This window comes from Pseudoalteromonas obscura (genome assembly GCF_030135505.1).
Classification (GTDB): Bacteria; Pseudomonadota; Gammaproteobacteria; order Enterobacterales; family Alteromonadaceae; genus Pseudoalteromonas; species Pseudoalteromonas obscura.
The window spans coordinates 19,128-45,943 of the sequence record NZ_JASJUT010000012.1 but is presented as its reverse complement, the minus strand read 5'-3'; the positions used below and the strand labels follow the sequence as shown (position 1 = coordinate 45,943).

Here is a 26,816-nt window from a genome sequence, read left to right as displayed (position 1 = left end):
CTTTACTCTATGCTATTTAAAGATATTTTCCTAGTTGAGCCAGTCCATTCTTGTAGTGATTTTGTCAACAAATCAAAATTGATTGGCTTGCTCAAGTAGGCGTCCATACCTGCGGCTAGGCACTTTTCTTCATCGCCTTCCATTGCATTTGCGGTGAGTGCGATAATTATAGTGTCTTGATGCTGCTTACCACATTTTCCATGGCGTATTTCTTGGGTGGCTGTGTAACCATCCATTTCTGGCATTTGACAGTCCATCAGGATCACATCATAGGGTTGCTCTAGGCTTTGTAAATGCTCTATTGCAAGGCGGCCATTGGTTGCACACTGTGCCTTTATGCCTATTTTGGCAAGTAAGCTAAGTGCCACAGTTTGGTTGATTTTGTTATCTTCGACTAACAAAACAGAGCAATTGAGCTGCACATCTTGGTTCTCTGATTTGGCAGTGGGCCTTTTTTGCACCAGTGCCAGCGCGTTGGCAGGTGTGAGTGGTGCAAGTATGGTATTGCAGTCGTGAGCATGCGGCAATGCATCGAGTTCTTCAGGTGTGTGGCACAAAATGGCGTAGTTGAGTTGATGCTTTTTTATAAACGTAAACAAGGCTTGTGAAACCAACTCTGTACTGTGATTTAATACTGTGGCTGTGACGATAAGCGCGGGATGAGAGTTGCACTGTGATTCACAAAACTCAAGGGCATCTGGAATAGTTAAAAAGTGCTCTGTCGGAACTCGCCATGCATTGAGCATGTGCCGCGCACTCAGCTCTGTTTGAGCGTGCTGGTCTATTATAAGCAGGTAGTCACTGGTACTGTCTAACGCTTTTATGGGCTGTGCATCTTGCAGTTCAATATAAAAAGTAAAAGTGCTGCCAACACTGAGCTTACTATAAGCATGCAGCGCCCCGCCAAGTAATTCGCACAGCTGTTTGGCGATGGTTAGGCCTAGCCCAGTACCGCCAAATTTGCGAGTGGTGGAGGGATCAGCCTGTGTAAATGAGTCAAAGATTTTGTCGAGCTGTGCTTTGCTGATCCCAATGCCTGTATCTTCGATACTACACCATAATCGCGTGTTTTGGTTACTTTGCTCTGTATAACAAGTTAGGGTGATCTTGCCATTTTCAGTGAATTTGATGGCATTACTGATCAAGTTGTTCAGTACTTGTTTTAATCTGTGTGGATCTGTTTTCGCAAATTGATATTGCATATTACGGCTGTCGAGAAACAGCTCGGTATGCTGCTCAATGGCTTTAGGGGCAAAGGCTGAAAAGCAGTCACTAATAATCTGAATTAAGTCACATTGCACCGTATCAATTGACATTTTTCCGGCTTCGATTTTTGAAAAATCGAGAATGTCGTTGATGATAGTTAATAAAGACTCCGCAGAGCTCTGGGCTAAGGTTAAATGGCGTCTTTGCCCGTCATTTAAGGTCGAACCACTCAAGATATTCAGCATACCGAGTATGCCATTCATTGGAGTACGAATTTCATGACTCATGCTGGCCAAAAAGGATGCTTTGACTTTGGCGGATTGCTCCGCCAATTCTTTTTCCATGATCGCCTTATGTTGTGCTTTTTGCTGCTGTTGACTACTAAACAGGCTTGCCAGCATGGCTGCAATGGCTTTCAAAAAACGTTTATCACTTTGGGTCCATTGTGGATATGCGGTAGTAAACTCCGCTGTTAACGTGCCGTATAGCGTGTCTTTAAAAAATATGGGCACAAATACAATTGCATCTATTTCAAATGGCGAGAGATATTGCTCATTGATCACTCGGGTTACAGGGTGGCTTTTTGCCGCCCACGCTTCGATGATATTTTTATCGGCCAGAGCACTAAACAGCGCAGCCTGAGAGGTTTTTCGCCATGGAGGGTAGTGCTGTAAGCTGTCTTTTTTAGTATTACTAAAACAGACCGGGTAGAGGTGAGTTTGCTCCTCACTGAATAGCCAGATGCTGGCTCGGGATGCGTTGACACCTTGGCAGGTCGTGTCAATACACAATTCTTGCGCTCTATCTAAGTGGTTGTTTAATATGGCTTCATGAGTGCTAAGCTGGGCCAAAAGCTCATTGTTTTTGGCGACTTTTTCATGCTCGACTTCCATGGTTTTACGCTGATGGATATTTTGAATTGAACCATATACTTCGAGTGTTTTGCGACCCGAAGTTTTAGTTTGTGCTTTGATAAGCACCCAGCAAGGAGGTTTATCTTTAGGAACTACTAAAAACTCTCCTTGGAAACCCTGACCCTTCTTAATAGCTGTACTCATGGCATCTTGAAATTTCTTACGCTGTGCACCCTCTTTAAAAAACTCGGTACTGCCCATCCACGAGGGTTGGTAATGTGTTGGTACATTAAAAATTTGCTTGGTCACTGTGGACCAGTTGATGTGATGGTTACTCAATTCCACAGCCCATGCTCCAACTTCAGCTAAAGATCCCATACTGGTTAAGGAGTTGGCTTGATCTTCAAGCTGTTTTAGCAAGCGCGTAAAAAAGATAAAAGCGACAACAAATATTATCACGATAGTGAGCAGTGCCAGTCGAAACGGCCACAGTGCAGAATCCTCTCCTGACCAACCAAACCTTGGTGCAGCATAGAGCAACCAAGAGCCAGAAGGCACATTTATCTCAAAGGATAGTGGATTGAGGTGTTGGATATCACTTGAGCCATAAAAATAGGCTCCTTGTTCTCCACGAGCGTGTTGTCCACGAATGGCAATTTGGTAGTTGTCTTCCAGTTCATTTAGTCGGGCGCTTTGATACAATTTTTGCATATCAATGACCACTGAGAGTAGCCCCCAAAACTGATCCTCGGAATTAAAAACGGGCACCCGTGCTATTAACGCTTCTCCGCCTTGGACAAGCTGAAGGGGGCCTGCTAATACGATTTCTCTGGTTTCCTGAGCTTTTAGCGCTTCAATTCGTTGAGTAGGGTGAGTGCGGTAGTTTAACCCGATTGCTTTTTCATTGCCCTCGAGTGGATAGACAAACTGTAAGATCATATCCGGTGCTGCGCCCAAATTGCGCAGTATGTCATCCGACTCGAATAAAGGGGATGCTATATTTGAAAATTTTTGTTGGCTGAGTTGCTCTTCATTGGCAAGAGCAATTGCAAGCCCACGCACTAATTGAATATTAGCTGCAAGTTGTCCCTCTATGCGGGTACGGTAGACATTGACTTGTTCATAAGTACGGTTTTTTTGTACTTCTATGAGGTGCTTATGGTTAACACGGTCAACATACCAACCCGTGGCGATGATCACCGTCAGTAGCATTAACACTCCAAGCTTGGATAATATTGCTTTCCTTGGCGGCACAACATTCTCAGTTTGCATGTTTTATCTGTCGGATCCATGAATTATTTAACTATAGTTGTCTTGCCTAAAAGTCGCCAAATCAAACCTTGTTTAAACCAAGCTTAAATAAATTGCAAAAAAAGCGTCGTAAATTTAAAGCATCAAAAGTGTCTTTGAACGTGGTGAAATGAATTGCTATAACTGTGTTGGCGAATAGAGTAAGTTGCAACGGTGCGTATCACCCGCTTATTTGTAGAAAGGAAAGTATATGTTGAAATGGTTTAGGATTAGTGTCTCGGTCTTAGTTATAGGCATATTGACGCTTACAGCAGCAATATATGGGGTACTCTCACTGAGTTTACCTGCTTTGGATGGTCATACTCAAAGCAGCAATTTGCAAGCAAACAGCAAACTGAGTCGGGATGCGCTAGGGCAGGCAGTGATCCATGCGCAAAATCGTCAAGATGCAGCATATACGATGGGTTATGCGCATGGTCAGGATCGTTTCTTCCAGATGGACTTACTGCGTCGAAATGCCGCCGGTGAGTTGAGTGAGCTTTTTGGTGAAGGGGCTGTTTCACTTGATAAATCCCTTCGGTTTCATCAGTTCAGAAAGCGTAGTGAAGAGATTTTTGCAACTTTGAGCGCAGCGGAGCAAACCTTACTACAAGTTTACGCTCAAGGCGTCAATGATGGTCGACTGCAATCAGGCATGTCAAACTTCGAATATCTATTGCTTGGTGCTCAAGCCAAAGATTGGCGTCCTGCGGATTCCTTGTTAGTTATATTCAGTATGTATCTCGACTTACAGACTGCCACGTTCAAAAGAGATAAAACACTGATCCATATTGCTGAGCAGTTTGGCCAGCCTATGGTCGACTTTATTCTTCAGCCAAGTCAATTCCAAGCTGCACTGGATGGCAGCCAGTTGTCCACAGCGACAGTGCCGATCCCTGCTTTGACACCGTCAGTTAATGTTGCGAAAAATGTGACACACATTGAGGCAACTCCTGTTTACGGCAGTAATAATTGGGCTGTGACTGGGAGTTTGACTGAAACAGGTGCTGCGATGGTATCTGACGATATGCATCTTGGCCTTAATGTGCCGTCCATTTGGTATCGTGCTCAACTAAATTACCATGCTGACTCAGCTAAGCCTGTGACGGTAACAGGTGTCAGTTTACCTGGCGTGCCTGCCATTGTGGTTGGTAGCAATGAGCATATTGCATGGGGTTTTACCAATGGGTATTTGGATACAGCAGATTGGATTGAGCTATCAGAGCAAGATGAGGTGCAAACGGTACTTGAAGAGATCAAGCTGCCAAATGGTGAGGTGCGGACCTACTCGCTCCCTATGAGCCAATTTGGTCCAGTTAAGCAGTTCAACAATAAGCGTTATGCGCTGCAATGGGTTGCACATCAACCTTATGCTGTAAATCTGAACTTGCTAAAGTTGGAGCAAGTGGAATCTGTAGAACAAGCACTCAAGGTCGCAACTGATGTCGGGATCCCAGTACAAAACCTGATGGTAGTTGATAATCGGGGTAATGCGGCTTGGCAACCGATAGGCGCTTTGCCATCTCGAGTCTTTCCCAGTGATTTGGCTGTCCCATCTGTGCGAGCAGAATCATTGCTTTGGAAAGCGAATGAAGCGGTTCGTCCACAAGTGATCAATCCCGACAATGGCAAGCTATGGACTGCTAATTCACGAGTGATGTCGGCTATAGATCATCGCCGCTTTGGCGATGGAGGATACGCGTTGGGAGCGCGTGCAGTTCAAATTCGAGACCGATTGCTGGCAGCTGAACAATTTACTGAAACAGATTTCAATAAACTGCAACTAGACAATGAAGCGCGCTTTTTAATGCCATGGCATGACTTGTTGGTGAATACACTCACAAGTGCGTCAGGAAAAGAGCAAAATTACAAACAGGCGCTGGCCCATTTGGCTAATTGGCAAGCTTGCGCATGCACGGGTTCAGTCGGTTATACCCTAGTGAAGTTTTTTAGAAAGAGTGTGATCGATATTGTTTTTAGCCCCGTTGAGCAGTATCTGCAAGGCCAAGATGAAACACTGGCACATTTAGCGCGCTACTTTGAGCCAGCCTTGTGGCAGTTGATCCAAACACAGCCCCGTGCTTGGTTAGCGGGGCATCAAGATTGGCAGCACTTATTAGAAGCGGCATATTTACGTACTCATGCTAGGCTGCAAACTCAATTTGGCGCTGGAATGGCTAATTGGACATGGGGCGAGGTGAATACTTTGACCGTACAGCATCCATTTAGTCAGCAAATGCCATTTTTGAGCCGCTTTTTAGATATGCCCGCTGTTCCCGGGTTTGGCGATAGTTTTATGCCTGCAGTTCAGGGAAAAAGTTTTGGTGCATCGCAGCGCTTTATCGCTCAGCCGGGTCATTTGGAAAATGCAGTAATGACGGTTGCAGGGGGACAAAGCGGTCACCCTCTATCACCTTATTATCGCAAGGGCTTTGGTGCATATGCTGAAGGTCAACTGACACCTTTGTTACCTGGTAGTATACAGCACACCATTACGTTTTCGGCTCAGTAAAAAGTTATTGTAGAGAGTGTTGAACCGCATCTGAGTGGGCGCTGGTGGTGCGGTTTCGCCCTCTAGCTTTACTCATATATAACGCATCATCAGCGAGCTTGACGGCAACTCGAAACGGCAACGCAGGATGCCACTGAGCAATGCCAAAACTCATGGTGACAGGCAGGCGCTGATCATTAAACGCGTGCGTTGCAATGTCACGGCGCAAGCTTTCAATACGAGCTTGCGTTGTGGTTAAATCACAGTTGACGAGCACCAGTAAGAACTCTTCTCCTCCCCACCGTACCGCAATGTCTGAGTGTAATGTGTGTTGCTGTATTTTCGATGCAACTTCAATAAGAACCTCATCACCTATTTCATGACCATATTTATCATTAATGGTTTTAAAGTGATCAATATCGGCCATGATGACGGATAATTGCTGTGATGTTTCAATACTATTCTCTTGAGCATTGTTGATCAGTTCTTTAGCGTAGCGGCGGTTAAATAGGTTAGTCAGGGGATCGATGGCGGCCATCTGGGCGAGTTGATAACGGTTTGAAAATGAAACCTCTCTAATATGGCCAATGGTATAAATATTGGGTAGGGCACATATAAGCACATTGATAAAGTGAATATAAGGTGCAAATTCACTGAATAAAAAAGTGTTTTGTACCGTGTTGAACAGTTCAAAGAGCATGGCAAACGTAAGTATTAATAACAGAGCCAGCGCTGACGCAAATTTCAATTTGAGTTGATAATCAAGCAAGATAAGGCTGGCAATGGTCCAAAGATAATATTGAAACCCATAGTCCATGCCCAGTGTGGCACACACGAAAACGGAGTGCACTGTAACTTCAATGCAAAACAGTCTCAGGGCCAGAGGGGTTTGGTGCATGTATAACAGTTTGATCCCCACAGACCACGCAATCACACTGCCGACATTAACTGCGGCTAATACCCAAATATCACAGTACCAAAAGAAAACCAGCAACAGACTGTGAAGCGCCAAACAGTAATAAGCCAGCTGTTTGAACAAGCGGTTTTTTACCAGTTCGACAGTATCTGGCTGACTAAAGTAATGTTGACGTGTTGCCACCCCAACTCCATTTGTATTTCACCGTTACTACAGTATAGGAGAAGTATTACAAGCTGAAAACTTGCTGGGGAATAAGTGATGCGGTGAACAATATGCAGTGCAAATGAGGGCATCACAGTGCGATAATATCATCCGCCATTACTAAAACAGCCGCGAGTGCGATTAAACTGAGCCCCAGCGTATCGCGCTTTTTGGGCGGAGACTTGAGCCAATAAGTTGCGATTAACATAGTAAAAAACACTTCGATTTGGCCTAAGGTTTTAACATAGGCGACGTGCTGCAAACTCATGGCGCTGAACCAACCGATAGAGCCAATGCAGCTGGTAGTGCTGATCAACAACACGATTGGGAGATGTGCTCTGAGCGATTTCCAAATTTGAGGTTCTGTAAGCCAGGCATACCCACTTAATAAGAGAGTTTGGCAACAGAGCACAGAGAGTAAAACCCAGCCAGCACTATGTGGAAAAGGTAGCGCCAAGGTCAGCGCGGCTTCTCGCACCCACAGCGATGTTAATGCAAAGCAGGTGCCGCATAAGATACCAATTGCTGCGGTTTTAAAGTTGAGTTGTTTAAAGCTGAATCCGCTGAGTAGGAAAACTGCAATCCCACCGATCAGCACGCCAATCCAGCCTAAGAATGTCAAAGCCGAACCAAAAAATAACATACCGAGTATCGCCGCCATTAAGGCTTCACTTTTTGCTAATCCTGCACCCGTTGCAAAGTTCTTTTGTTTAAATAGCACTACCATGAGCGCAGTCGCGATGATCTGCATGATGCTGGCGCCTAGGATATAGATTAATAAGGTATGTGAGAACTGTGGTGTTGGAGCAGGATCAAAGTAGTAAAGGAAATATAAGTAGAGTCCAGCCAATGGTGTGGCAAAAATAAATCTAGCCAGAGTCACAGCGTTGACGCTGGCTTGTTTGCTGAGGCGACTTTGTAGCGCATTACGCCAAGCTTGGCTAAATGCGGCGAGACAAGTAAATAAAAACCACCCCATGATTTGCTCCTTTGTTTAAAACTGCGTTGTTAAAATACAACTGTTATGTCTTGTTTCATAATGAATTTTTGTGATATTGGCTATTTCTAAATGTGACTAGACAGCACTGCGACAATCTGTCGCAGTGCGCTTTGCAATCTGGGTGCATATACTGATTGCCGATGTTACTCATAAAGCCACTGGGATGTGATTGGGTGGCTTTATTTCTTCCAAATAGACTCTATTGGTTGGAATGATTTCATTTCTTGATAAATTGCGCTTAAATAGTGGCCAATTGTTCATCAAGGAGTATTTATGAGTGTCATTATTGTGTGTGCACTGATCGGTGTACTACTACCCTATTTAGCAAAAGTCCCCATTATCATTGCCGCAGGTAAAGAAGGTGGCTACGACAATAAGCAGCCAAGAACACAACAAAGCAAATTGTCTGGTCTTGGCGCCCGCGCTGTTGCAGCGCACTACAACTGTTTTGAATCACTGATTGTATTTGGTCTTGCAATCGCAATTGTGCTCGCAACTGAGACTACTGGCACACTAATTCAAGGTCTTGCAATTACTCATATTGTGGCAAGGTGCTTGTACTGTGTATTTTATTGGCGTGATTTAGACATGTTGCGCTCATTGAGCTGGCTGGTGGGCATTGCCTGTCCCATAGGTATGATTGCGCTGTGTTTATAGCCTGAAGAGCGCTACACGGATAATACTAACGCCGCGATATCGATCTGACAATATTGTCCCTCTGGCACAGTCATTGGATCGAGCATGAGGTTGGCAATACGCACGCGGTACAAGTCCATCACTTGTCGGCCACAGTGTTTTGCCATTTTCCTGATTTGGCGGTTGAGACCCTGTTTTAGCACAATCTTAAATGTTCGTTCATCGATTTGAACCACCGTGCATGGCAGGGTAGTTTGCCCGTCGACCGGCACACCTTTTGCCAGCGTTTCACAAAAGGTACCATCAATGGGTTTATCAACTTTGACTATATATTCTTTTTCCTGATGTTTATCTGGGTGGATCAACGCGTGACATAACTCGCCGTCATTGGTGAGCAATAATAGGCCTCGGCTATCTTTATCGAGCCTACCTACTGGATAAACACGGGGGCCCTTTGGCAGGTGATGGAGCAGGCTACTAGGGTCTTGTTCACTTAACTTACAGTCTATGCCAACTGGTTTGTGATAAAGATAAAGTAACTTGGGGGCCAGTCCTACGACTTTTTGTCCATTGACCCAGATATCATCTTGTTCTGTGACATGGTCGATATGGTTCGCTGCGCGGCCATTTACTTGCACTTGCCCTAATTCAATTAATCTAGATGCCTGTCGCCTTGAACAAACTCCACAATGACTGAGGAACTTAGCTAGACGCATAGGAGCAATATGGGAGTTTTCAGACATTTACGAGGAGCCACAATCAGGATTAGAGAAGGGCAAATTATATCAAATCTCAATCGTTATGTATCTGCTATAAACCCCATCGGAATATGACGCGTATAACTCAATATTTGGAGGTCTGTTATGAAAATCACACTGGCGGCACTGGTAGACAAACCAATTATTGAAAAGTTTATCATTAACTCACTCGATCAGGCACTGTACCAACTTAGCGTGTGCTTGGGCGATTCCGAATATATTGTTGTCGACGCACAGGGCAAAGGAATTAAAGCGCATAACCCGCTGGCACTGCAAAAGCTCGTCCAGCACCTGCCATATCAAAAAATGATGTTACGCCAGCAAAGCGCCTATGACGAGATGATAGGTCAGCCAGTACGTCAAAGCAGTAACCTACTTGAAGTTCCCTTTGGTGACAACAAGTTATACTAGCTAAATGTTGACATTGTGTTTGATTCTACTGATCTTGATATCTTTATTGTGCGGTTATTATCAATTTTTTAAATTGTGTCATAGTGGTTAAACTACAAGTAATACAAGGCCCTCATAAGGTTTGCATGAAATTTTATTGTGTGAAAAATTACTTTTCTTAAAAAAGTTCACACTTTATTAAAACAATCATATATATTGGAGTTACACTTAATATAACTTGGGTTAAATTGGTGTTACTGGTTGTGGAGATCAATAAATTACAGAGACAATTGAGTCAATGTGGTGATCTCGTACGAGTAGGTGGACCGCATGAACGTGGTCATCAGGTCCCAGCTCGTGCGATTTCGAGAACAAAGACATTACTTTCGTTGGGTGCAAATGACAATTGGCGCTTTGATAAAGCATTTCAGGCACTCAATCCTGAATGCCAGATAATTGGTGTCGATCACAAGCTCAGCTTATCATCGGTGCTCAGTGAGGCTTTTGGCAGTGGTGTTAAGTCATTGCGCAGTGCACTGTCAGGCAAGCTAAAACAAAGCAAGCGTCATGCAGACTCACTGCTTAATCAAATCTTACTTTATACGTTTTACAGCAGTAGTAATCGGTTGCTACGCCGTCGTGTTAGCACACAAACCAATGAAGTGGATATCAGTTTAGAAACCTTAATTGCAGTCTATGGCACGATAGATGACAATGCCACTATGTTGAATATTAGTATGTCCTGCGACGAATATCATTTAGTTGATGATATCATTGCACTGGAAAGCATGCTCAGTGTGGTGACGATCGAGTTGTCGCCAATACCACAATGTATTAAGCAAGTAGAAGCATTCATTGAGCGTATGTCAGAGAGCTTTGATATTGTTTATGTGTCTAGCAATGGAGTTGATGTTGATAAAGCGGCATCCATAGACTGTTTGGCAGCGCCGCTTGAACTGACATTTATGAATAAAAGGTTATCTGCGTCTAGTGCGGCATAATTCACCGTAAATTATCTTGGTTTTAAAATCAGTTCGGCTCGCTGTTGATCTATTTCAAATTCAAAATGACGCAAGAAATTCATGCCAAGTAACCCAGGCCCGTAATGGGATTGCTCCATTACCCCAAATTCAAAAGGGGTTTTTTGCTTGCTACCAATCTGTATCCCCGTACTCATATAAAAAGGAACTTCAGTTATACCGTTAGCCGTGCTCACACGACGAGAGTTTAAATAGTTTACGTCATATGCGAGTTGTTCGAATTGGGCGGCTGTCAGTGCCGTAATACTAGCCCCCGTATCAATCATTAAAGAAATTTCTTGCCCTGCTATTTGCGCTCTTAAAACATAGTGCTCACCACGGCGTTCCAATGGAATTCGCTCGACTTGCTGTGTGACGTTTTCAAGCACATCTTTAAGTGGCGCAATCGCTTTATGGCGTTGCTGCTGAGCACTGAGCTGCGAGAGCAATAACTCTGCCTCTACTGGGTTATTGAGCGCTAAGTGTGCTTCGATAATGGCGGCAATGATAGGGAGGTTATTAGGCTGCTCACTGAGCCATATTTGCCCTTGTGCGATTATTTCATGCCAATCGCTGTGTTCTTTGAGGTGGTTGAGACGTTGCGCGATCAAAGCTGCAATGATGTCCTGTAAATGTTGATATTCAGGGTAAAGGTGCAACAGCTTGATATAGCGATAAATCGCTTCATTTTGCTCTCCTTGCGCAAGATATACATCTGCTTCTAATTTAAGCGCTGCAAAGTCTTGGGGGACTACTGCTAGAATGCGTTGTACAAACATTAAGATACTGGCAAGTTGCTGCTCACTTTTGAGCTTTAAATCTCTGCGTAGCTCAGTTAGCCATGCATGTACTGTGTTAAGGTGCTGAGTTGGATTTGTACTGTCGTGCCACAGGCGCGCTGCGGTGAGTAAATCACCCGCTTTAAAGGCTTGATCTGCTCGCTCTAAGGGGGATTCTTTTTTGACTAGTTGGACGTCAGTGTGCGGAACATCGGACATAGAATCCATATTGATACTCTGCGGTAGCGGCTCAGCGTGGGAGAGCATACTTTTTAGCAGCGAGTGTGGCCGTTGCCATTCTAGATAGACATTGAGAGACAGGGAACAGACAAGTAATAGTCGAATAAAGTATCGCATAATTGAACGTCCCCAATGTTGCTTTAATGGCTGTGCTGACTCAGCACTTTGGCTATTGCCGTGGCAAAATCGCGATGATGTTTTATACCCATTGTGTGCAACCTAGTGTCTTGTAATGCACAGTTGTATGGCCTTGTCGCTGTTTGCGATGGCTCTGGTAGCGCGACTAAGCCTTGTGTGTCAAGCGCTAGTGCCTTGGCAATCTCTACTGCCATGGCGTATTTGGTCATCAGCTGGTTGTTTGAGATATGGAAAGTACCACATTGTTTGTCGCGAGGTTGTGCTAATAAGTCGTTGAGTGTAAGTGCGATATCCTCAACATGTGTTGGGTAACGTATTGCCCAATCATCATGTGCGCTATTGCGGTCTTTTATGACTTGCTCAGCAATGATTGTAACGGCTGACTCTGCTAAATATTTTACGTCACCATAGAGTACTGGGACTCTCACTACTGTATGTTCAGGGCAAGCTGCCAATACCGCAAGTTCAGCGTGCGCTTTACTTTGGCCGTAAAAATTAACTGGCGAAGTTGCATCATTTTCTGTGTATGGGGCTGATTGACCGTCAAACACGTAATCTGTGCTGACCAAGACAAATTGGATGTGTCTTTTTTTGCATTGGCTCGCTAAAAATTCTGCCGCCTGGACATTTAAAGCCATGGTTGCTTGGTGGTCATTTTCACAAATGTCAGGTTTGCGTTCAGCTGCGGCGTGCACCAACACCTCAGGTTGGTGTGTATCTAAAAAGGCTGTAATGGCTGTTTGGTCGTGTAAATCCAGTTGCTCAATTGGCGGAGCGGCTCTGCGAAAACCGGTACCAATGACAGTATTTGACTGTGACAATACCTTCACCAATGCACGTCCGAGTAGCCCCGTTGCGCCTGTAACGACGATTTTTTTCATGGTTGATTCATCTCCTAAAACACCTGTTTATCTTAACCTTAGAACTTGGTGTAAAAAAAGGGAAATGTGGAGAAATAACATAGCTGCGTAATCAGTGGCACGCAGCGTTTAGAGATGCAACACGCGTTTGGGTTGCATCTCTATGAACTGATTATGCAGGTTGTTGCTGGGTTTGCCCTTCCCAAATCTTAGCTCTGAAGCTAAATAACAGAATAAGAATACCCACACCGATACCAAATAAGCTGATCTGCAAATATAGATTTGGAATTTGATCGACTTGTTCAGGATCGAAATTGCCCGCAAGTAGGCCTGAAATAATATTACCGATAGAATAAGTAAGTACAAATATCCCCATCATTTGACCGGCAAAACGCTTAGGTGACAGCTTGCTGACCGCACTGAGTGCCACTGGACTAAGGCATAACTCACCAACAGTGTGTAAAAAGTAAGTAGTGATCAACCACATGGGCGCTACTTTTAAGCCCTGTGCTGCATACTGTGAGGCAAAGAACATGACAATAAAGCCGCTCGCCATAATCACCAGACCAATGGCACATTTTAAGCTGTATGATGGTGTGATCATGCGTTTAGCTAAGTTTATCCAGAGGGCTGCAAAGAAAGGGGATAAAATAATAATGAAGAATGAATTAGATGATTGGAACCAAGCTGTTGGTACGGTGAAGCCCGCAATGACACGATCAGTATAGTCTTGTGCAAACAGATTTAACGATGAACCAGCTTGTTCAAAACCAGACCAAAAACAAGCTGAGGCGACACAGACTAAAAACAGCGCCCATAGTTTTTTCTTTTCATCTGCATTTAAGTTGCCAGCAAAATAGATATAGGCATAGTAACCGAGAAAAATTACCGTAAACGCTACAGCAACATATTGAGCTAACACCACAGGGTTGATTACTATGCTGCCTGCGTAAGTGAGTCCGACAATCGCACCTGTCGCGGCGAGTATTGCACCAATAGCAAACCAAGCTTTTTTGCTGCCAGCCGGGGTTAATGGGTTACTGGGCTTGTCTCCAACACCTTCAATGCTGCCCAAGGTGAAACGGTATTGCACTAGGCCGATGGCCATACCTACAGCGGCCGCACCAAATGCCCAGTGCCAACCAACATTTTCCATAAAATAGCCGCATACCATGTAGCCGATCACCGAACCAATGTTGATCCCCATATAGTAAATGGCATAGCCACTGTCGCGACGCACATCTTCACTACTGTACAGTTGACCAACCATTGCACTGATGTTGGGTTTGAGCAGGCCTGTGCCCATTGCGACTAAAATTAAGCCAATGAAAAAAGTACTTTGGGCGGGGATGGCAAGCACAATATGACCTAACATGATAATAATGCCGCCATACCAGACGGTGCGCTGTCCACCTAGCAACCTATCGGCTATCCAGCCGCCTGGCAATCCGAGGAAGTAAACCGCACCGGTGTACAGGCCATAAATGGCTGTTGCGGTAGCGACAGTAAAGGCTAAGCCCTCTTCTTGGAGGCTGGCAGTCATAAATAATACCAGCAGTGCGCGCATACCGTAGTAACTCATACGCTCCCACATTTCAGTGAAAAAGAGGGTGGAAAGGCCTTGCGGGTGACCAAAAAAGCCCGTGTCTAACTTGTTGTCTGATGACTCAGCAGCAGCTGCTTCGTGAGATGACATAATGACTTCCGATTCTATGATTTTTATATTTGAAAGCCAATATTAGTACGTTATCTGTACATTGAATGCAACTTTAGCAGACTAATTGCGCATTGACAGTGCGCAAAAAGGACGCAACTCGCGTCCAATTAAGTCGTGGGTTTGGTGTCTAACACAGTGTACTAAGCTGGTGGATATCACAGATTTCAATATCTGCAAGGCCTTGATATTTATAGTTAACACCTTGGTTGTTTAACCAGGTGCTATGGCATCCTGCGAGGTTGGCGCCTTGTACGTCGGTATCTAAACTATCGCCTATGTGCAAAATTTGCTGCGGCTGTACATTTAAATCCTGACATGCGCGTCTAAACAGATCTTCAGCGGGCTTTGCTTGGCCATCTGGCCCTGCTAAATACACGCGCTCGAATACCCCTGATAAATTGAATTTGTCGACTTCCACATTGCCGTTAGTAATGGCGATCAAAGTGTACTTTTGTGCAAGTTTATCCAATAGAGTTAACACTGATGTGGCGACGGTAATTTGGCTACGAGCATCAGCAAACGCTTGATATGCCAACTGGGTATGTCGCTCAATTTCCTCTTGTGTTAGGTCAAGTTGCGACAGGCCATACTCTAGAGCAACTTTCCTCCATTGCGTGACATCACTTTGCAAGTGTGGCTGTGTGTTACCTATGTACTGTCTACACGCCAGCCAATAGTCGTCTTCTTGGGCAGCCCACTGCGGGATAGATTGTAAATAAGTTTGCATAGCGCCAATGGCACCCAAAATAATAGGGTGGTTGTTATAAAGGGTGTCGTCTAGGTCAAAGCTCAAAACTTTGATGGGAGAAATCGCTCGATTAAATCGCATTGTGATCTTTAGTTTGGGCAACAATGAGTTCATTGTATGCCAAAGCCCTGTTATGGTGAAGTCAGCGGTGTGGGTAGGTTAGGGTTTCTTTTGCTTAGCACGCGGGTGAGATTGGTCATAGACCTTAGCTAGGTGCTGAAAATCTACATGCGTATATACTTGGGTAGCAGATAGGCTGCTGTGGCCGAGCATCTCTTGGATACCGCGTAGATCACCACTTGACTCCAACAGATGGCTGGCAAATGAGTGGCGTAATTTATGGGGGTGCACATTTGCACTAATGCCTTGCTTTATGCCCCACTCCTTCATTCTTGCGCGCACATGGCGAGTCGAAATACGAGTCTTACGTTTGCTGACGAACATCGCAATCTCACCATCAAGTGCAAATAATGGCCGTACCTGTAACCAAGCAGCAATGGCATCGAGGGCTTTACTACCTACAGGCACTACCCTTTCTTTGCTACCTTTACCCAATACGCGAATTTCACCTTCTCGGATATCCTGAACATTGGTATTGACCAGTTCGCTGATCCGCAAGCCACTAGAGTACATTAATTCCATCATGGCTTTGTCACGAACAGCGAGTGCATCTTCGTCATCAATATCCAAAAGCTGCATCATCTGGTCGACATCAAGGTTTTTAGGTAGGGGTTTTTGAAACTTCGGTCCTTTCTGACCTGCGGCTGGATCATGTAAATTATATCCAGTTACTTGCTTGGTTTTTAAAAATTTATATAAACTGCGGATACAACTGAGCTTCAAATTGATGCTGCGTGGGTTGTATTGCTTGGCACGCAAATGCATTGAAAAGCGACGGATCAAGTCGCTACTGACACTCAACCAGCTCTGACAGTGTGGCGAAAAAAACTGTGCAGCCAGTCTCAATTGGGTTTGGTACTGTGTCAATGTATGAGGTGAGTACTGTTTTTCATAGCGCAGATAGGCCATAAACTCCTCAATGGGTTTTTGCCAAATTGCGCTGAGCGAGTGCTCGCTCATGCCAGCTCCTTGAGCCTCATTTGTAACGATGACACCAGTTCATTGACGAACAAGTTTCCATTGTTTGGTGAAAAGTGGTCAGCACAGTCACTGGCAAAAGCCAAAATGGCGGTCGGTTTGTCACTGGGGCCTAATAAATAAAGCGCCACAGACTGGCATGCAAAGCCGCTAAACAAGAGTTTCTGTTCTTGTAGGTCTAATCGTCCTAAGTAGCGCGCGAGCTTGTTGAATCGCCGGGTCACCAGCTCTTCCAGTGTCACATCATAAGGGATGAGTTGACAGACCGAAATCTTAGGAGATTGCGACAAAGTATCTGCCAAAATATCAGCTAACTCTTGAAAGTTATTGCAATACCACAGAGCGCGCTGACAGTCACTGAACAGCTTAAAAATCAGTTCATTTTCGCGCGCTGAATCGACCATAGAATCGATTTGCTTTTTGAGCTTAGTATTTTCATCGCGCAGCACGCGCTGTTGCATTAAAGCAAGGTTGGGCGCGCCATGGTGTTGCACATGTAGATTCATATCAAGCAGCAGATAGGGGTGCTCTAACAAAAAGTTGGGGTTTTTCTGCAAAAATGCCATGACATCATGGGCTGACATAGGATCTTGGTTATGGCTCATATTGCTACCTGTCCATCAAATACATGTTCAGCGGGCCCAGTCATTTTGACTGGTTTGTTTCCGCCATTCCAGCGTACTTGCAATGTCCCTCCTGGCAAATCGACGCGTACTGTATCTGCTAGTTTGCCTTGTTTGATACCAACTACAACAGCACCACACGCACCACTGCCACATGCCAGTGTTTCGTTAGCGCCGCGCTCCCAGACACGAAGCTTGATATGTTCTCGGTTAATGATCTGCATAAAGCCTACATTGGTGCGCTTTGGAAAGCGTTCATGATGTTCAATCATGGGACCCAATGTATCTACGTCGGCAGTATCAATATCATCAACTTCAATTACACAGTGTGGGTTGCCCATAGAGACCACTCCACAAAAAATTGTTTGCTCCTGTGCTCTAAGTACATAGGTTAGCTCACTTTGCTGTGCTTTAAAGGGAATGTCTTGAGGTACAAACTGGGGTGTACCCATATTAACCGTGACTTGGCCGTCTTTTTCGGTGTAGAGGGTGATGTCTCCACCTTTGGTGGAAACACTGACTTTGTGTTTATTGGTCAACCCTTTCATGCGTATAAAGCGGGCAAAACAGCGAGCGCCGTTACCGCATTGCTCAACCTCAGTGCCATCGGCATTGAAAATACGATAGTGAAAATCTAAATCAGGGGAATAAGGCGGTTCAACAAGGAGCAATTGGTCGAATCCAATGCCAAAGTGTCGATCTGCGAGCTTTTTTATTTGATCACGTGACAAGAAAACGTTTTGTGTGACGTTATCGATCACGACAAAGTCATTTCCTAGGCCATGCATTTTTGAAAAATTTACAAACATATTACCTTACTATTCTAGCCGCTGAGTGCGATGCATCATCGCTGTTATTATTCTGAAAGTAATGTTTCGCCTTGCCACAAAGACTCAAGCGTCTCTCTTGCTCTGATCACTTGTGCGCGATCACCATCTACCATTATTTCAGCCACACGTGGACGCGAGTTATAGTTTGAGCTCATGGTAAAACCATAAGCGCCCGCGCTGCGTTGAGCAAGTAAGTCACCTGGTAAAATGGCCAGTGTGCGATCTTTACCGATAAAATCTCCAGTTTCACACACAGGCCCAACGACATCGTAGTTGTGTTCCGGTGTGCCATCATTTCTTGGGGTCACGGCGATGATTTCCTGCCAAGCTTGATACAGTGAAGGGCGTAACATATCGTTCATCCCCGCATCTACAATAGCAAAGTGCTTATCTGCGGTCGGTTTTAAATACTCTACTTTAGTAACTAACAAACCTGCATTAGCAGCAATGGCACGTCCAGGTTCAAAGATTAATTCGAGGCTACTGTAAGACTCAAGGCGAGCAATGACCTGCGCGGCATACGCGCTTGGATGTGGCGGCTTTTCACCATCGTAAGGTACACCTAATCCACCGCCGATATCTAAATGTTTGAGTTCTATACCCGCTGATTTCAAGGTATCTATCAGTGCAAGAACCTTGTCCAAGGCGGCTAAAAATGGCTCAACTTCAGTTAATTGTGAGCCAATGTGGAAGTCCACACCGACAACTTGAATACCGGGTAGGGCACAGGCAAGTTGATAGACGTCAAACGCTTGTTTGATATCTATACCAAATTTGTTTTCCTTTAACCCAGTTGAAATGTAAGGATGGGTTTTGGCATCAATATCAGGATTTACACGAATAGACACTGGCGCTTGCACTTGCATGCATGCAGCAATTTCTGAAATCCGTTCTAACTCTGCTTTAGATTCGACATTGAAGCACTTGATATTTTGCTCAAGTGCGTAAGTGATTTCATCTCGGGTTTTTGCGACACCAGAGAAGACCACTTTTTTCGGATCGCCACCGGCTTTTAATACGCGTGCTAGTTCACCTTTTGACACGATATCAAACCCTGCGCCCATCTTGGCCAGCACATTGAGGACTGCGATATTACTATTGGCTTTTACTGCGTAACATACCAAATGTTTGTGTTTGGCAGCGGCATCTGTAAACGCACGGTAGTGGCGCTCTAGGGTTTTGCGTGAGTAGACATAGCAAGGTGTTCCGTATTGCGCGGCAATATCTTTAACAGCGACTTGTTCGGCAAACAATTGATTGTCTTTGTACTGGAAAAAGTCCATTTAGTTATCCTTTTCGTCAGTGTTTTTGCTGTCTGGTGCTTTTTTCTGTGATGTTGAAGAGCGGTTCTTATCCGCGTCTTCAGGCAAATACAGTGGACCACGTTGCCCGCAAGCTGTTAACGTTAAGGTGCTAGTCAATGCTAGGGCAAGTAAGCTAAATTGAGTGTATGTCGCTTTCATTAGATTAATGATGTCAGTGCCTTTATAATCGCAGAGTAACAGAATTCGCGAAAAAAGCAGCTTTTGCGGTTGAAATTTATTCCCTGTTTTGGGAAAGAAGGCTTCGCTTAGCCGTATTTAAGGAGTTAGTCATGACAGATCACGAGTATCATCAATTAGCCGAAGCGTTAATGTTAACTATCGAAGAACAGATCGATGATTGCGATGCCGATTTAGATTATGAATCAGCTTCCGGTATTTTAGAGATCATCTTTGCAGATCAATCTAAGATAATCATTAACAAACAAGCGCCATTGCATCAAGTATGGGTAGCAACCAAATTTAACGGCCATCACTTTGAATTACGTGATGATAAATGGATAGATAACCGTTCGGGCGCTGAGTTTTGGCAATTTATGGCTGATGCAGCTACTCGTCAAGCGGGTCAAAAAATAGAGTGGCAACACGACTGATGTTAGAATTTGTAGAATATGCAGCAAAAGGGCAGCACAAGGCGACTGTGATCTGGCTCCATGGGTTAGGAGACTCGGGCAATGGCTTTTTGCCAATCGCACCGGAATTAGATTTACCAGAATCTTTGGGCGTCAGATTTGTCTTTCCTCATGCCCCCATCCAACCTGTTACGATCAACGGTGGCATGGAAATGCGTGCTTGGTATGACATTAAAAGTATGGAACTTGAAAACCGCGCAGATGAAGCCGGTGTTCGTGAGTCTGCAGCGGCTGTCGCCCAATTAATTGAGCAAGAAATCGCAGCAGGAATACCTGCAGACAAAATCATTCTTGCTGGTTTTTCGCAAGGGGGCGTGATCAGTTTACATTTGGCGCCACGCCTATCTGATACACTGGCAGGTGTGATGGCATTGTCAACGTATATGTGTGCACCACAAAAGCTTGGCTCAGAAGCCATTCAGCCAGCACTCAACGTATTTATGGCCCACGGAAGTCATGATCCTGTGGTGCCGATGCAAGCGGGACAAACTGCGTACAATACGCTTGTAGAGCAGGGGTATGATGTCAGTTGGCAAGATTACCCGATGGAGCACCAAGTGTGCATTGAAGAACTTAAAGCGATCCGAGCGTGGTTGATTTCACGCTTGTCATAGTGAACAGGACATACATATGACTCAACGTATAGTGATCAAAACCAAAATGACAGATGCCACGTCACAGCCACGCCGAGTTGAAACCGTGGGTTATCAATATCATTGGCGGCGTATTTTCACGGCATTGTGCGTAGCGGGTTTTGGTGTGACTGCGTTGTCATATGGTGTGTTCACGTCCGTATATGCTGATGAAACAGATACTGAGCTACAGCTAGCACCGAATGCGGTTGTATCAGGTGATGAGGCCGAGCAGCCAATATTGACACCTGTTGATACATCGGCAAGTGAGCAAACAGAGAGCTTGGTTATACCAACCTCTTTGGTGGCAGATACAGACACGCCCGAACTTGAAGTGGGTATGGTTGAGCCAGTTGCAGATGAACCTCAGGCAAGCGAACCAGAGCCGAGCAAACCTGCGCCTATCAATGAGCCAAAAGTGTCTAATTCACAAACACAATTTGCAGCGGATGCTCATGTGGCAAGTATTGCGCTAAATGCCAAAGTCGATACCAGTCACATTAGCCGTGCGGTGTTGACATCGGGTATTGAAAACCGTGAGCCTATCAATGTGCTCAAGCATCTTGTTGAACCCAATAAATTTCAAGAAAAGCTATTTTTCTTTACCGAGATCAAAGGTCTGCAAGGTCAGGTAGTGCAACATTTATGGTTTCATCAAGACCAACTAATGGCGGATATTTCTCTGCCAGTCAGCACACCAAGATATCGCACTTACTCGAGCAAAAATATCATGCCGAGCCAAACTGGAGAGTGGCGAGTTGAAGTGATCACTGAGAGTGGTCAATTGTTGGCACAAAAATCATTTCGAATTTTAGCAAAGGCTCCTTAGGGGTCGACAAGGCAAGACATGACAGAAACTAAAAATAGCGTACGCATTGCAACACGCAAAAGTGCTTTGGCACTTTGGCAAGCAGAGTTTGTAAAGGCGCAGCTAGAGCACTTTCACCCAGACTTAACTGTTGAATTGGTACCGATGTCCACCAAAGGCGACAAGATCCTTGATACCCCTTTGGCGAAAATTGGCGGCAAAGGGTTATTTGTCAAAGAACTTGAACAAGCGATGCTTGAAGGGCGAGCTGATATTGCAGTGCACTCAATGAAAGATGTGCCTGTAGATTTTCCTGCGGGGTTAGAGCTGCATACTATTTGTGAACGAGAAGACCCGCGCGATGCTTTTGTTTCAAACCAATATAAGCACATCAATGAGTTGCCTGCTGGTGCCGTTGTTGGTACTTCTAGCCTGCGTCGTCAGTGCCAAATTCGCGAAGCCCGTCCAGATCTGGTGATCAAAGATTTACGTGGTAATGTTAACACGCGATTGGCGAAGTTGGATGCTGGTGAATTTGACGCCATCATACTTGCAGCAGCAGGGCTTATTCGATTAGAAATGGCCGAGCGTATTGCCTGTTTTGTTGCTGTTGAAGATTCCTTACCAGCCAATGGTCAAGGTGCTGTAGGGATTGAGTGCCGCAGTGATGATGCGCGAATTCAGGCTCTATTAGCACCTCTTGAGCATGCGCCAACACGCGCGCGCGTACTAGCGGAAAGAGCCATGAATCGCCGCTTAGAAGGCGGGTGTCAGGTGCCAATTGGCGCATACGCGGAGCTACAGGGCGAGCAGCTATATTTACGTGGACTTGTCGGTGCGGTTGACGGTAGTAAAATTTTGCGGGCAGAATTGACTGGTGATGTTGCCGACGCACAAGCTCTGGGCACTCAGCTGGCAGAGGCGCTGCTAAGCCAAGGTGCTGACAGCATATTAGCGGAAGTTTACAGAGACGCTTAAGGTGAAATTTGCCATAACTCGGCCGCAGGGAAAAGGGGAAGCACTTGCCACTGAGTTGGCAAAATCAAATATTTCAGCGCTGTGCACACCAGTGCTGAAACTCAATTCAGTCCAGGCCACACCACAGCAATTACTCGATGCCTGCGATGCTGACATCATTATTTTCATTTCACAAGATGCAGTGCAGAACTTTGCGCAGCAATTACAAGCTGATGGTTTTTCTTTAGCCACGACCTGTCAGCTTTTTGCTGTGGGTACGCAAACTGCTGAAGCGGTCAAGCAGTGTTTATCGCGCAGTGCAATTGCGCCAACGCGCCAAGATTCAGAGGGAGTGGTGGCGCTGACTGAGTTACAAGATATAGAGGCACAGCGCATCGTCATAGTGAAAGGGCGAGGTGGTCGAACGCATATTGCCAAAACACTCAAAGCGCGTGGTGCACTTCTAAGTACCTGTAATGTTTATGAACGTGTTACTGAGCACAACACTGCTGAAAACTGGTTAGACCACTGGCAGGCATCGAAAATTGACGGTATAGTGGTGACGAGTAACGCTGCCGTCGACGCAATATTCAACAGCCGACAAGCCGCGCATCAGCATTGGTTGCAAGCGCGCATATTTGTGGTAGTCAGTGAACGGACAGCGCAACATCTAAAAATACAGTATAAAATAACCGATACGCAGATCGTGGTGAGTGCAGGGGCAAGCAATGAGGCCTTAGCACAGACGATTTGTGGTTTAATTTCCCAACAGGGCAGCGCAATGACGGAAAAACAAGAGTCGTCGGCTTCAATACCATCTAATGAGCCGCAACAGATGGAAAAAAAATCAACTAAGAATACAGCGAAGTTGAGCAAAACAGCTGTGCTTGCCTTGCTGGTCGCCTTGACAGGAGTGGCAGGCGCAGGTGGCGTATATGTTTATAATCAACAGCAAGCGGTTAAACAAGATGCGCAATTGACGCAGTTGGCCGCACAAAATGCTCAGTTGGCATCGCAGCTCACTGCGACCCAAAAAACGCTCAATGACTTGCAAGCGCAGTGGCAAACACAGCAGCAAGTCATGGCCGCGCAGTTAAATAAGCAGCAACAAAAAGTCGAACAAAGTTTGCAGAAAACGCTCTCTCAAGCCCGCCAACAAGTAGGTGGTGCGGTCAGCTCAGAACTGCGTGCGCTAGCACGTTACGCCGAGTTTAAAGTTGCCAGTGAACGCGACTACTTGGGCGCAGTGATTGTTCTTCAGCGCCTAGAGAGTGCCATTGCAGAAGAGGTGGCGACGGATGCTTTGAAATTGGCCATCAATCAAGATATCGCGATGTTACGTGCATTACCAAAGCCCAGTACTGAAGCCATATACATGGAATTGGCTGGGCTGATTTCGCAAGTAGATAAATTACCGCTTAAAACCATTGATAAGCCAAAAGCGAACGCTTCAGAGGATGCGCAACTGAGTAAAGACATCAGCGATTGGCAATCAAATATCATACGTAGCTGGAATAAAATTAAGGCTGATTTTTTGACAATTCGTCAGCATGATAAACCTGTGATCGACCCGCTGTTGGATGCACAAGAGCAGCAGTTGATCCGTGCGCAACTAAGAAGCTATTTACAACAAGCACAAACTGCCTTTTTGGATCAGCAAGCCAGCATTTTCGATCAGGCTTTGACCGGTGCTAAAAATACGTTGGCGCGTTACTATCGAAGTGGCGACGCGACGAGCGACATGGTGCTTGAACGATTGCAGGTATTACAGCGCACAGAGCATTCGGTTACAAAAGTGCCACAGATCTCCACACCTCAAGCATTGAAGGAGTGGTTGCAATGATCCGATGGTTATTGGTGGTGTCTTTGTTTTTCATCGTGATGGCCGGCGCGCATTTACTGATCGATGAGAAAGGCTATGTATTGGTGTCTGCGGGGGTTTATACAGTAGAAAGCACTTTGGTTTCGTTGATCTTTATATTGTTAATGTCCCTTGCTATTTTAGTCATCGCGTTTAAAAGTAGCAAAGCCATTTGGCGTGTCTTTGGGGGGCTTTCAAAGCACCGTGCTAACAAGCGTGCAGCGCGTCAAGAAGCGGCATTTGAACAAAGCATTTGGGCGCTCATCAATGGCCAAGACGACAGTTTAAGCTATGCCTTACAAAAAGCAGAGTTTCCAGAAAAGTGGCGTGATCAACAATGTGCTATTCAAGCAAAAGCGGCACTGCATGCAGGTCAAAAAGTTGTGGCGAGGGAGTATTTGCAGCAACTGAGCGAACCGGCTCAAAGTAAAGTTAGTCAGCTTTGGCTTGCGGCAGAGCAACAAGAGCAAGCGCTGGAAAGTTTGACACCGCAAGCACAAATGAAAAAAGCTTCCCCAACAGAGCTACACGCTTATATCAGTGCACTGTTACAGGCCAAAGATTGGGATACATTGCTGTCGACGATAGTACAGCGCCATAAACAGCTGCATTGGAATGAGCAACAGTGGGACAGCTTTTTTAACGGCTATTTTGACGCCATTACGCAACACACGGATAAAGATATTCAATCACTGCAAAGTGAGTTACCTCGGGCACTGAAGCTACTTAGTCACAAGGCGTTTATTGCGGTCTGTGTGCGCACAGGTCAATTGGCGCCAGTGCGTAAAGAGCTGATTAAGTTGCTCAAAAAGGATCAGCTGGACGAACTGGCAAAGATATTACAGCATCTAGGCGGTGCGGACATTGAACTGCGAAAACTGGTTCAAAGTAAACTTAAGAAGCAACCGGAGCAAACAGAGCTATTATTTTGTTTGGCGTGTCTAGCCAATGGTGAAGGAGATCACGGGCTGGCGGCACAAATTTTTGATACGCTTTCAAAGACACCTTGGCAGGCTATGTGGCAGCACCAAGCAGAGTTGGCTTTCGCAAAAACCGGACAATATGAAAAAGCTTATTTGTTACTGAGTGATCAGCAAAGCTAGAAAAAGCCAGCGATATCGCTGGCTTTTTTGTGTTCTGAGCGGTGGCTTGTTGCACCAGAGTGGTTTATTTGTCAGAGGTCTGGTTAGTTTATTTTTGCGGATAATTGTCCTTGTATCTAAACTTAAGATGCGTATGATCTGAAAAATTTTATCTGCAAACCGAGTGCCTTATGATCAATACCAAACTACCTTTACTTGATTTACACCGCCACTTAGACGGTAATGTGCGTGCTGAAACAATTTTAGACCTTGGTCAAAAGTTTAACATGGCGCTCCCTGCACACGATGTTGAAGGCTTAAGGCCGCATGTGCAAGTACTCGACAATGCCCCAAACCTGATGGCATTTTTGGCTAAGTTGGACTGGGGTGTTAAGGTACTGGGTGACTATGATGCTTGTCGTCGTATTGCAGTTGAAAACGTCGAAGACGCAATTGCACAAAATATGGATTACACTGAATTGCGATTCAGTCCTTATTACATGGCAAAAAACCATAACTTGCATCCTCAAGGCGTGGTAGAAGCGGTTGTTGATGGCATTAAGTCGGCCAGTAACGGGCGTGATATCAAAGTCAATTTAATTGGCATCATGTCTCGTACGTTTGGTGTTGAAAAGTGCCAATATGAGCTAGACGCATTGCTAGCCTTTAAAAACGATTTAGTTGCCATTGACTTAGCTGGTGATGAACTTGGCTTCCCTGGTGAGTTGTTTATTGATCACTTTAAACAGGTTCACGATGCATACCTAGGCGCAACCATTCATGCCGGAGAAGCCGAGGGGGCAAGCAGTATCTGGCAGGCCATCCAAGAATTAGGTGCGACTCGCATCGGTCACGGTGTAAAAGCCATTGAAGATCCGAAACTGATGGATTATTTGCGCGACAATCACATTGGTATTGAATCTTGTTTAACCAGTAATTTACAGACGAGCACAGTGGCCAGCATTGAGACTCACCCACTGAAGCAATTTTTAGATCATGGTATTTTGGCAACCATTAATACGGACGACCCAGCTGTGCAGGGTGTTGAGTTAGACAATGAGTTCGAAAAAGCCGCGCCTCTGGCTGGACTGAGCGCGGATGATATCGTCCAAGCGCAGAGAAATGCGGTCGACATTGCCTTTTTGAGCGATGCTGACAAACACGCATTATTACAAAAATACGCTTAACCTAATGCGCTGCTCAATGCGTTGAGCAGCTTAAGTAGTTTTCTTTAAGTACATTGATAACCTGACTGCGGGTGACAATAGCAATGACTTTTCCTTCCTCAACAACTGGGTAAATTTTGGGTTTGTTTTGCTGCATTTGCGCTGCTAAATCGACCACTGTCATTTCTTTTTTAACGGATAACGTTTCTGTACTCATCAGTTGAGCAACTTGGTTTGCACCGTCGCAAAAATAACTGCTTTGTAGCAGCGGTGCGAGAAGCTGTTGTTCTGAAATGAACCCAACCAATTTACCTTGAAAATCTTGAACGGGTGCGCCAAACAGACCAAAGGTTTGCAATTGTTCGATAGCCTCGGTAATTTCTGTATCTGGTGTGATCTTAGGAAACTGGGTCGACATGATGTCTGCGATAAATTGATTTGCCATGGTAGCTCTCCTGTTAAGTGATAGAACTAGTATGGACAACCCTTAAACATTTTTAAAATTGATTATTTATATCGCTTTAATTGGTTTTTTCAATGGGTATGCGCGGCTGGATAA

The 26,816-nt window shown here is 45.1% G+C and carries 25 protein-coding genes; 11 read left to right on the top strand and 14 right to left on the bottom strand.

What is annotated here, in order from left to right:
• Window positions 1–2: 2 nt before the first annotated feature.
• Window positions 3–3,332, bottom strand: a complete 3,330-nt coding sequence (locus QNM18_RS21810) for an ATP-binding protein (RefSeq protein ID WP_284138428.1) — start codon at window positions 3,330–3,332, stop codon at window positions 3–5.
• Between the two features lie 229 nt (window positions 3,333–3,561).
• Here QNM18_RS21810 and QNM18_RS21805 point away from each other — a divergent pair, with 229 nt between their 5' ends.
• Window positions 3,562–5,862 carry a penicillin acylase family protein gene (locus tag QNM18_RS21805; protein WP_284138427.1) on the top strand — a complete coding sequence of 767 codons (2,301 nt, stop codon included), beginning with the start codon at window positions 3,562–3,564 and terminating at the stop codon, window positions 5,860–5,862.
• Window positions 5,863–5,866: 4 nt separating this feature from the next.
• Here the strand turns inward: QNM18_RS21805 and QNM18_RS21800 are convergent, their stop codons facing one another.
• Window positions 5,867–6,940, bottom strand: a complete 1,074-nt coding sequence (locus QNM18_RS21800; protein ID WP_284138426.1) for a GGDEF domain-containing protein — start codon at window positions 6,938–6,940, stop codon at window positions 5,867–5,869.
• 112 nt (window positions 6,941–7,052) lie between these two features.
• Complete coding sequence (locus QNM18_RS21795; protein WP_284138425.1) at window positions 7,053–7,940, bottom strand: DMT family transporter; 888 nt, start codon at window positions 7,938–7,940, stop codon at window positions 7,053–7,055.
• Window positions 7,941–8,234: 294 nt separating this feature from the next.
• Between QNM18_RS21795 and QNM18_RS21790 the strand changes: the two genes are divergently transcribed.
• The gene (locus QNM18_RS21790; protein WP_211012543.1) at window positions 8,235–8,618 is read left to right on the top strand and encodes an MAPEG family protein; all 384 of its coding nucleotides are present in this window, start codon (window positions 8,235–8,237) and stop codon (window positions 8,616–8,618) included.
• 11 nt (window positions 8,619–8,629) lie between these two features.
• Here QNM18_RS21790 and QNM18_RS21785 read toward each other — a convergent pair whose 3' ends face one another.
• Window positions 8,630–9,340: a pseudouridine synthase gene (locus QNM18_RS21785; protein WP_247687506.1), complete on the bottom strand. Its 711-nt coding sequence runs from the start codon at window positions 9,338–9,340 to the stop codon at window positions 8,630–8,632.
• A gap of 120 nt (window positions 9,341–9,460) precedes the next feature.
• On the opposite strand from QNM18_RS21785, the gene QNM18_RS21780 reads away from it, so the two are divergent.
• Together QNM18_RS21780 and QNM18_RS21775 are read left to right on the top strand one after the other, a co-directional pair.
• Window positions 9,461–9,766: a DUF6482 family protein gene (locus tag QNM18_RS21780; RefSeq protein WP_284138424.1), complete on the top strand. Its 306-nt coding sequence runs from the start codon at window positions 9,461–9,463 to the stop codon at window positions 9,764–9,766.
• A 242-nt stretch (window positions 9,767–10,008) separates the two neighbouring features.
• Entirely contained in the window at window positions 10,009–10,746 is a 738-nt protein-coding gene (locus QNM18_RS21775) for a hypothetical protein (protein ID WP_284138423.1), read from the top strand.
• A gap of 11 nt (window positions 10,747–10,757) precedes the next feature.
• Here the strand turns inward: QNM18_RS21775 and QNM18_RS21770 are convergent, their stop codons facing one another.
• From QNM18_RS21770 to lptM, 9 genes are all read right to left on the bottom strand, one after another.
• The gene (locus QNM18_RS21770) at window positions 10,758–11,900 is read right to left on the bottom strand and encodes a TIGR02281 family clan AA aspartic protease (RefSeq protein ID WP_284138422.1); all 1,143 of its coding nucleotides are present in this window, start codon (window positions 11,898–11,900) and stop codon (window positions 10,758–10,760) included.
• A 23-nt stretch (window positions 11,901–11,923) separates the two neighbouring features.
• Window positions 11,924–12,802, bottom strand: coding sequence for a dTDP-4-dehydrorhamnose reductase family protein (locus QNM18_RS21765; RefSeq protein WP_284138421.1), 879 nt, complete (start codon window positions 12,800–12,802; stop codon window positions 11,924–11,926).
• Between the two features lie 151 nt (window positions 12,803–12,953).
• On the bottom strand, window positions 12,954–14,477 hold the full coding sequence (locus tag QNM18_RS21760; RefSeq protein WP_284138420.1) for a peptide MFS transporter: 1,524 nt from the start codon (window positions 14,475–14,477) through the stop codon (window positions 12,954–12,956).
• Between the two features lie 148 nt (window positions 14,478–14,625).
• Window positions 14,626–15,327, bottom strand: a complete 702-nt coding sequence (locus QNM18_RS21755) for an HAD-IA family hydrolase (protein ID WP_284138419.1) — start codon at window positions 15,325–15,327, stop codon at window positions 14,626–14,628.
• A gap of 78 nt (window positions 15,328–15,405) precedes the next feature.
• Window positions 15,406–16,326, bottom strand: coding sequence for a tyrosine recombinase XerC (locus QNM18_RS21750; protein WP_211012536.1), 921 nt, complete (start codon window positions 16,324–16,326; stop codon window positions 15,406–15,408).
• A complete protein-coding gene (locus tag QNM18_RS21745) occupies window positions 16,323–16,949 on the bottom strand; it encodes a DUF484 family protein (protein WP_284138418.1) in 627 nt (208 codons plus the stop codon). Before QNM18_RS21745 ends, QNM18_RS21750 begins: the two co-directional genes overlap by 4 nt.
• Window positions 16,946–17,776: a diaminopimelate epimerase gene (gene dapF / locus QNM18_RS21740; RefSeq protein WP_284138417.1), complete on the bottom strand. Its 831-nt coding sequence runs from the start codon at window positions 17,774–17,776 to the stop codon at window positions 16,946–16,948. The genes QNM18_RS21745 and dapF overlap by 4 nt, the downstream gene beginning before the upstream one ends.
• A 47-nt stretch (window positions 17,777–17,823) precedes the next feature.
• Window positions 17,824–19,080 (bottom strand): diaminopimelate decarboxylase, encoded by a 1,257-nt coding sequence (lysA, locus tag QNM18_RS21735; protein ID WP_284138416.1) that lies wholly within the window; start codon window positions 19,078–19,080, stop codon window positions 17,824–17,826.
• Window positions 19,081–19,260 carry an LPS translocon maturation chaperone LptM gene (lptM, locus tag QNM18_RS21730; protein WP_211012532.1) on the bottom strand — a complete coding sequence of 60 codons (180 nt, stop codon included), beginning with the start codon at window positions 19,258–19,260 and terminating at the stop codon, window positions 19,081–19,083. It abuts the gene before it with no gap.
• Window positions 19,261–19,391: 131 nt separating this feature from the next.
• Here lptM and cyaY point away from each other — a divergent pair, with 131 nt between their 5' ends.
• From cyaY to add, 7 genes are all read left to right on the top strand, one after another.
• Window positions 19,392–19,712, top strand: coding sequence for an iron donor protein CyaY (cyaY, locus tag QNM18_RS21725; RefSeq protein ID WP_023399056.1), 321 nt, complete (start codon window positions 19,392–19,394; stop codon window positions 19,710–19,712).
• Entirely contained in the window at window positions 19,712–20,365 is a 654-nt protein-coding gene (locus tag QNM18_RS21720; protein ID WP_284138415.1) for an alpha/beta hydrolase, read from the top strand. Before cyaY ends, QNM18_RS21720 begins: the two co-directional genes overlap by 1 nt.
• 16 nt (window positions 20,366–20,381) lie before the next feature.
• Window positions 20,382–21,212 (top strand): DUF2914 domain-containing protein, encoded by an 831-nt coding sequence (locus QNM18_RS21715; RefSeq protein WP_284138414.1) that lies wholly within the window; start codon window positions 20,382–20,384, stop codon window positions 21,210–21,212.
• 18 nt (window positions 21,213–21,230) lie between these two features.
• The gene (gene hemC, locus QNM18_RS21710) at window positions 21,231–22,169 is read left to right on the top strand and encodes a hydroxymethylbilane synthase (RefSeq protein WP_211012529.1); all 939 of its coding nucleotides are present in this window, start codon (window positions 21,231–21,233) and stop codon (window positions 22,167–22,169) included.
• 1 nt (window position 22,170) lies between these two features.
• The gene (locus QNM18_RS21705; RefSeq protein ID WP_284138413.1) at window positions 22,171–23,991 is read left to right on the top strand and encodes a uroporphyrinogen-III C-methyltransferase; all 1,821 of its coding nucleotides are present in this window, start codon (window positions 22,171–22,173) and stop codon (window positions 23,989–23,991) included.
• Window positions 23,988–25,112: a heme biosynthesis HemY N-terminal domain-containing protein gene (locus QNM18_RS21700; RefSeq protein WP_284138412.1), complete on the top strand. Its 1,125-nt coding sequence runs from the start codon at window positions 23,988–23,990 to the stop codon at window positions 25,110–25,112. The genes QNM18_RS21705 and QNM18_RS21700 overlap by 4 nt, the downstream gene beginning before the upstream one ends.
• 170 nt (window positions 25,113–25,282) lie before the next feature.
• A complete protein-coding gene (add, locus tag QNM18_RS21695; protein ID WP_284138411.1) occupies window positions 25,283–26,278 on the top strand; it encodes an adenosine deaminase in 996 nt (331 codons plus the stop codon).
• 13 nt (window positions 26,279–26,291) lie between these two features.
• On the opposite strand, the gene QNM18_RS21690 is transcribed toward add, so the two are convergent.
• On the bottom strand, window positions 26,292–26,702 hold the full coding sequence (locus QNM18_RS21690) for a CBS domain-containing protein (RefSeq protein ID WP_023399063.1): 411 nt from the start codon (window positions 26,700–26,702) through the stop codon (window positions 26,292–26,294).
• Window positions 26,703–26,816 lie beyond the last annotated feature (114 nt).

Excerpts from the sequence above, each read along its gene's own strand:
- QNM18_RS21790 (WP_211012543.1), top strand. The coding sequence starts at position 8,235 with ATGAGTGTCATTATTGTGTGTGCACTGATCGGTGTACTACTACCCTAT.
- add (WP_284138411.1), top strand. The coding sequence starts at position 25,283 with ATGATCAATACCAAACTACCTTTACTTGATTTACACCGCCACTTAGAC.
- QNM18_RS21780 (WP_284138424.1), top strand. The coding sequence starts at position 9,461 with ATGAAAATCACACTGGCGGCACTGGTAGACAAACCAATTATTGAAAAG.
- QNM18_RS21755 (WP_284138419.1), bottom strand. The coding sequence starts at position 15,327 with ATGCGATTTAATCGAGCGATTTCTCCCATCAAAGTTTTGAGCTTTGAC.
- QNM18_RS21690 (WP_023399063.1), bottom strand. The coding sequence starts at position 26,702 with ATGGCAAATCAATTTATCGCAGACATCATGTCGACCCAGTTTCCTAAG.
- QNM18_RS21785 (WP_247687506.1), bottom strand. The coding sequence starts at position 9,340 with ATGTCTGAAAACTCCCATATTGCTCCTATGCGTCTAGCTAAGTTCCTC.
- QNM18_RS21720 (WP_284138415.1), top strand. The coding sequence starts at position 19,712 with ATGTTAGAATTTGTAGAATATGCAGCAAAAGGGCAGCACAAGGCGACT.
- QNM18_RS21805 (WP_284138427.1), top strand. The coding sequence starts at position 3,562 with ATGTTGAAATGGTTTAGGATTAGTGTCTCGGTCTTAGTTATAGGCATA.
- QNM18_RS21770 (WP_284138422.1), bottom strand. The coding sequence starts at position 11,900 with ATGCGATACTTTATTCGACTATTACTTGTCTGTTCCCTGTCTCTCAAT.
- QNM18_RS21795 (WP_284138425.1), bottom strand. The coding sequence starts at position 7,940 with ATGGGGTGGTTTTTATTTACTTGTCTCGCCGCATTTAGCCAAGCTTGG.
- lysA (WP_284138416.1), bottom strand. The coding sequence starts at position 19,080 with ATGGACTTTTTCCAGTACAAAGACAATCAATTGTTTGCCGAACAAGTC.
- QNM18_RS21700 (WP_284138412.1), top strand. The coding sequence starts at position 23,988 with ATGATCCGATGGTTATTGGTGGTGTCTTTGTTTTTCATCGTGATGGCC.
- hemC (WP_211012529.1), top strand. The coding sequence starts at position 21,231 with ATGACAGAAACTAAAAATAGCGTACGCATTGCAACACGCAAAAGTGCT.
- QNM18_RS21810 (WP_284138428.1), bottom strand. The coding sequence starts at position 3,332 with ATGCAAACTGAGAATGTTGTGCCGCCAAGGAAAGCAATATTATCCAAG.
- QNM18_RS21750 (WP_211012536.1), bottom strand. The coding sequence starts at position 16,326 with ATGAGCGAGCACTCGCTCAGCGCAATTTGGCAAAAACCCATTGAGGAG.
- QNM18_RS21765 (WP_284138421.1), bottom strand. The coding sequence starts at position 12,802 with ATGAAAAAAATCGTCGTTACAGGCGCAACGGGGCTACTCGGACGTGCA.
- QNM18_RS21760 (WP_284138420.1), bottom strand. The coding sequence starts at position 14,477 with ATGTCATCTCACGAAGCAGCTGCTGCTGAGTCATCAGACAACAAGTTA.
- cyaY (WP_023399056.1), top strand. The coding sequence starts at position 19,392 with ATGACAGATCACGAGTATCATCAATTAGCCGAAGCGTTAATGTTAACT.
- QNM18_RS21745 (WP_284138418.1), bottom strand. The coding sequence starts at position 16,949 with ATGAGCCATAACCAAGATCCTATGTCAGCCCATGATGTCATGGCATTT.
- QNM18_RS21715 (WP_284138414.1), top strand. The coding sequence starts at position 20,382 with ATGACTCAACGTATAGTGATCAAAACCAAAATGACAGATGCCACGTCA.
- lptM (WP_211012532.1), bottom strand. The coding sequence starts at position 19,260 with ATGAAAGCGACATACACTCAATTTAGCTTACTTGCCCTAGCATTGACT.
- dapF (WP_284138417.1), bottom strand. The coding sequence starts at position 17,776 with ATGTTTGTAAATTTTTCAAAAATGCATGGCCTAGGAAATGACTTTGTC.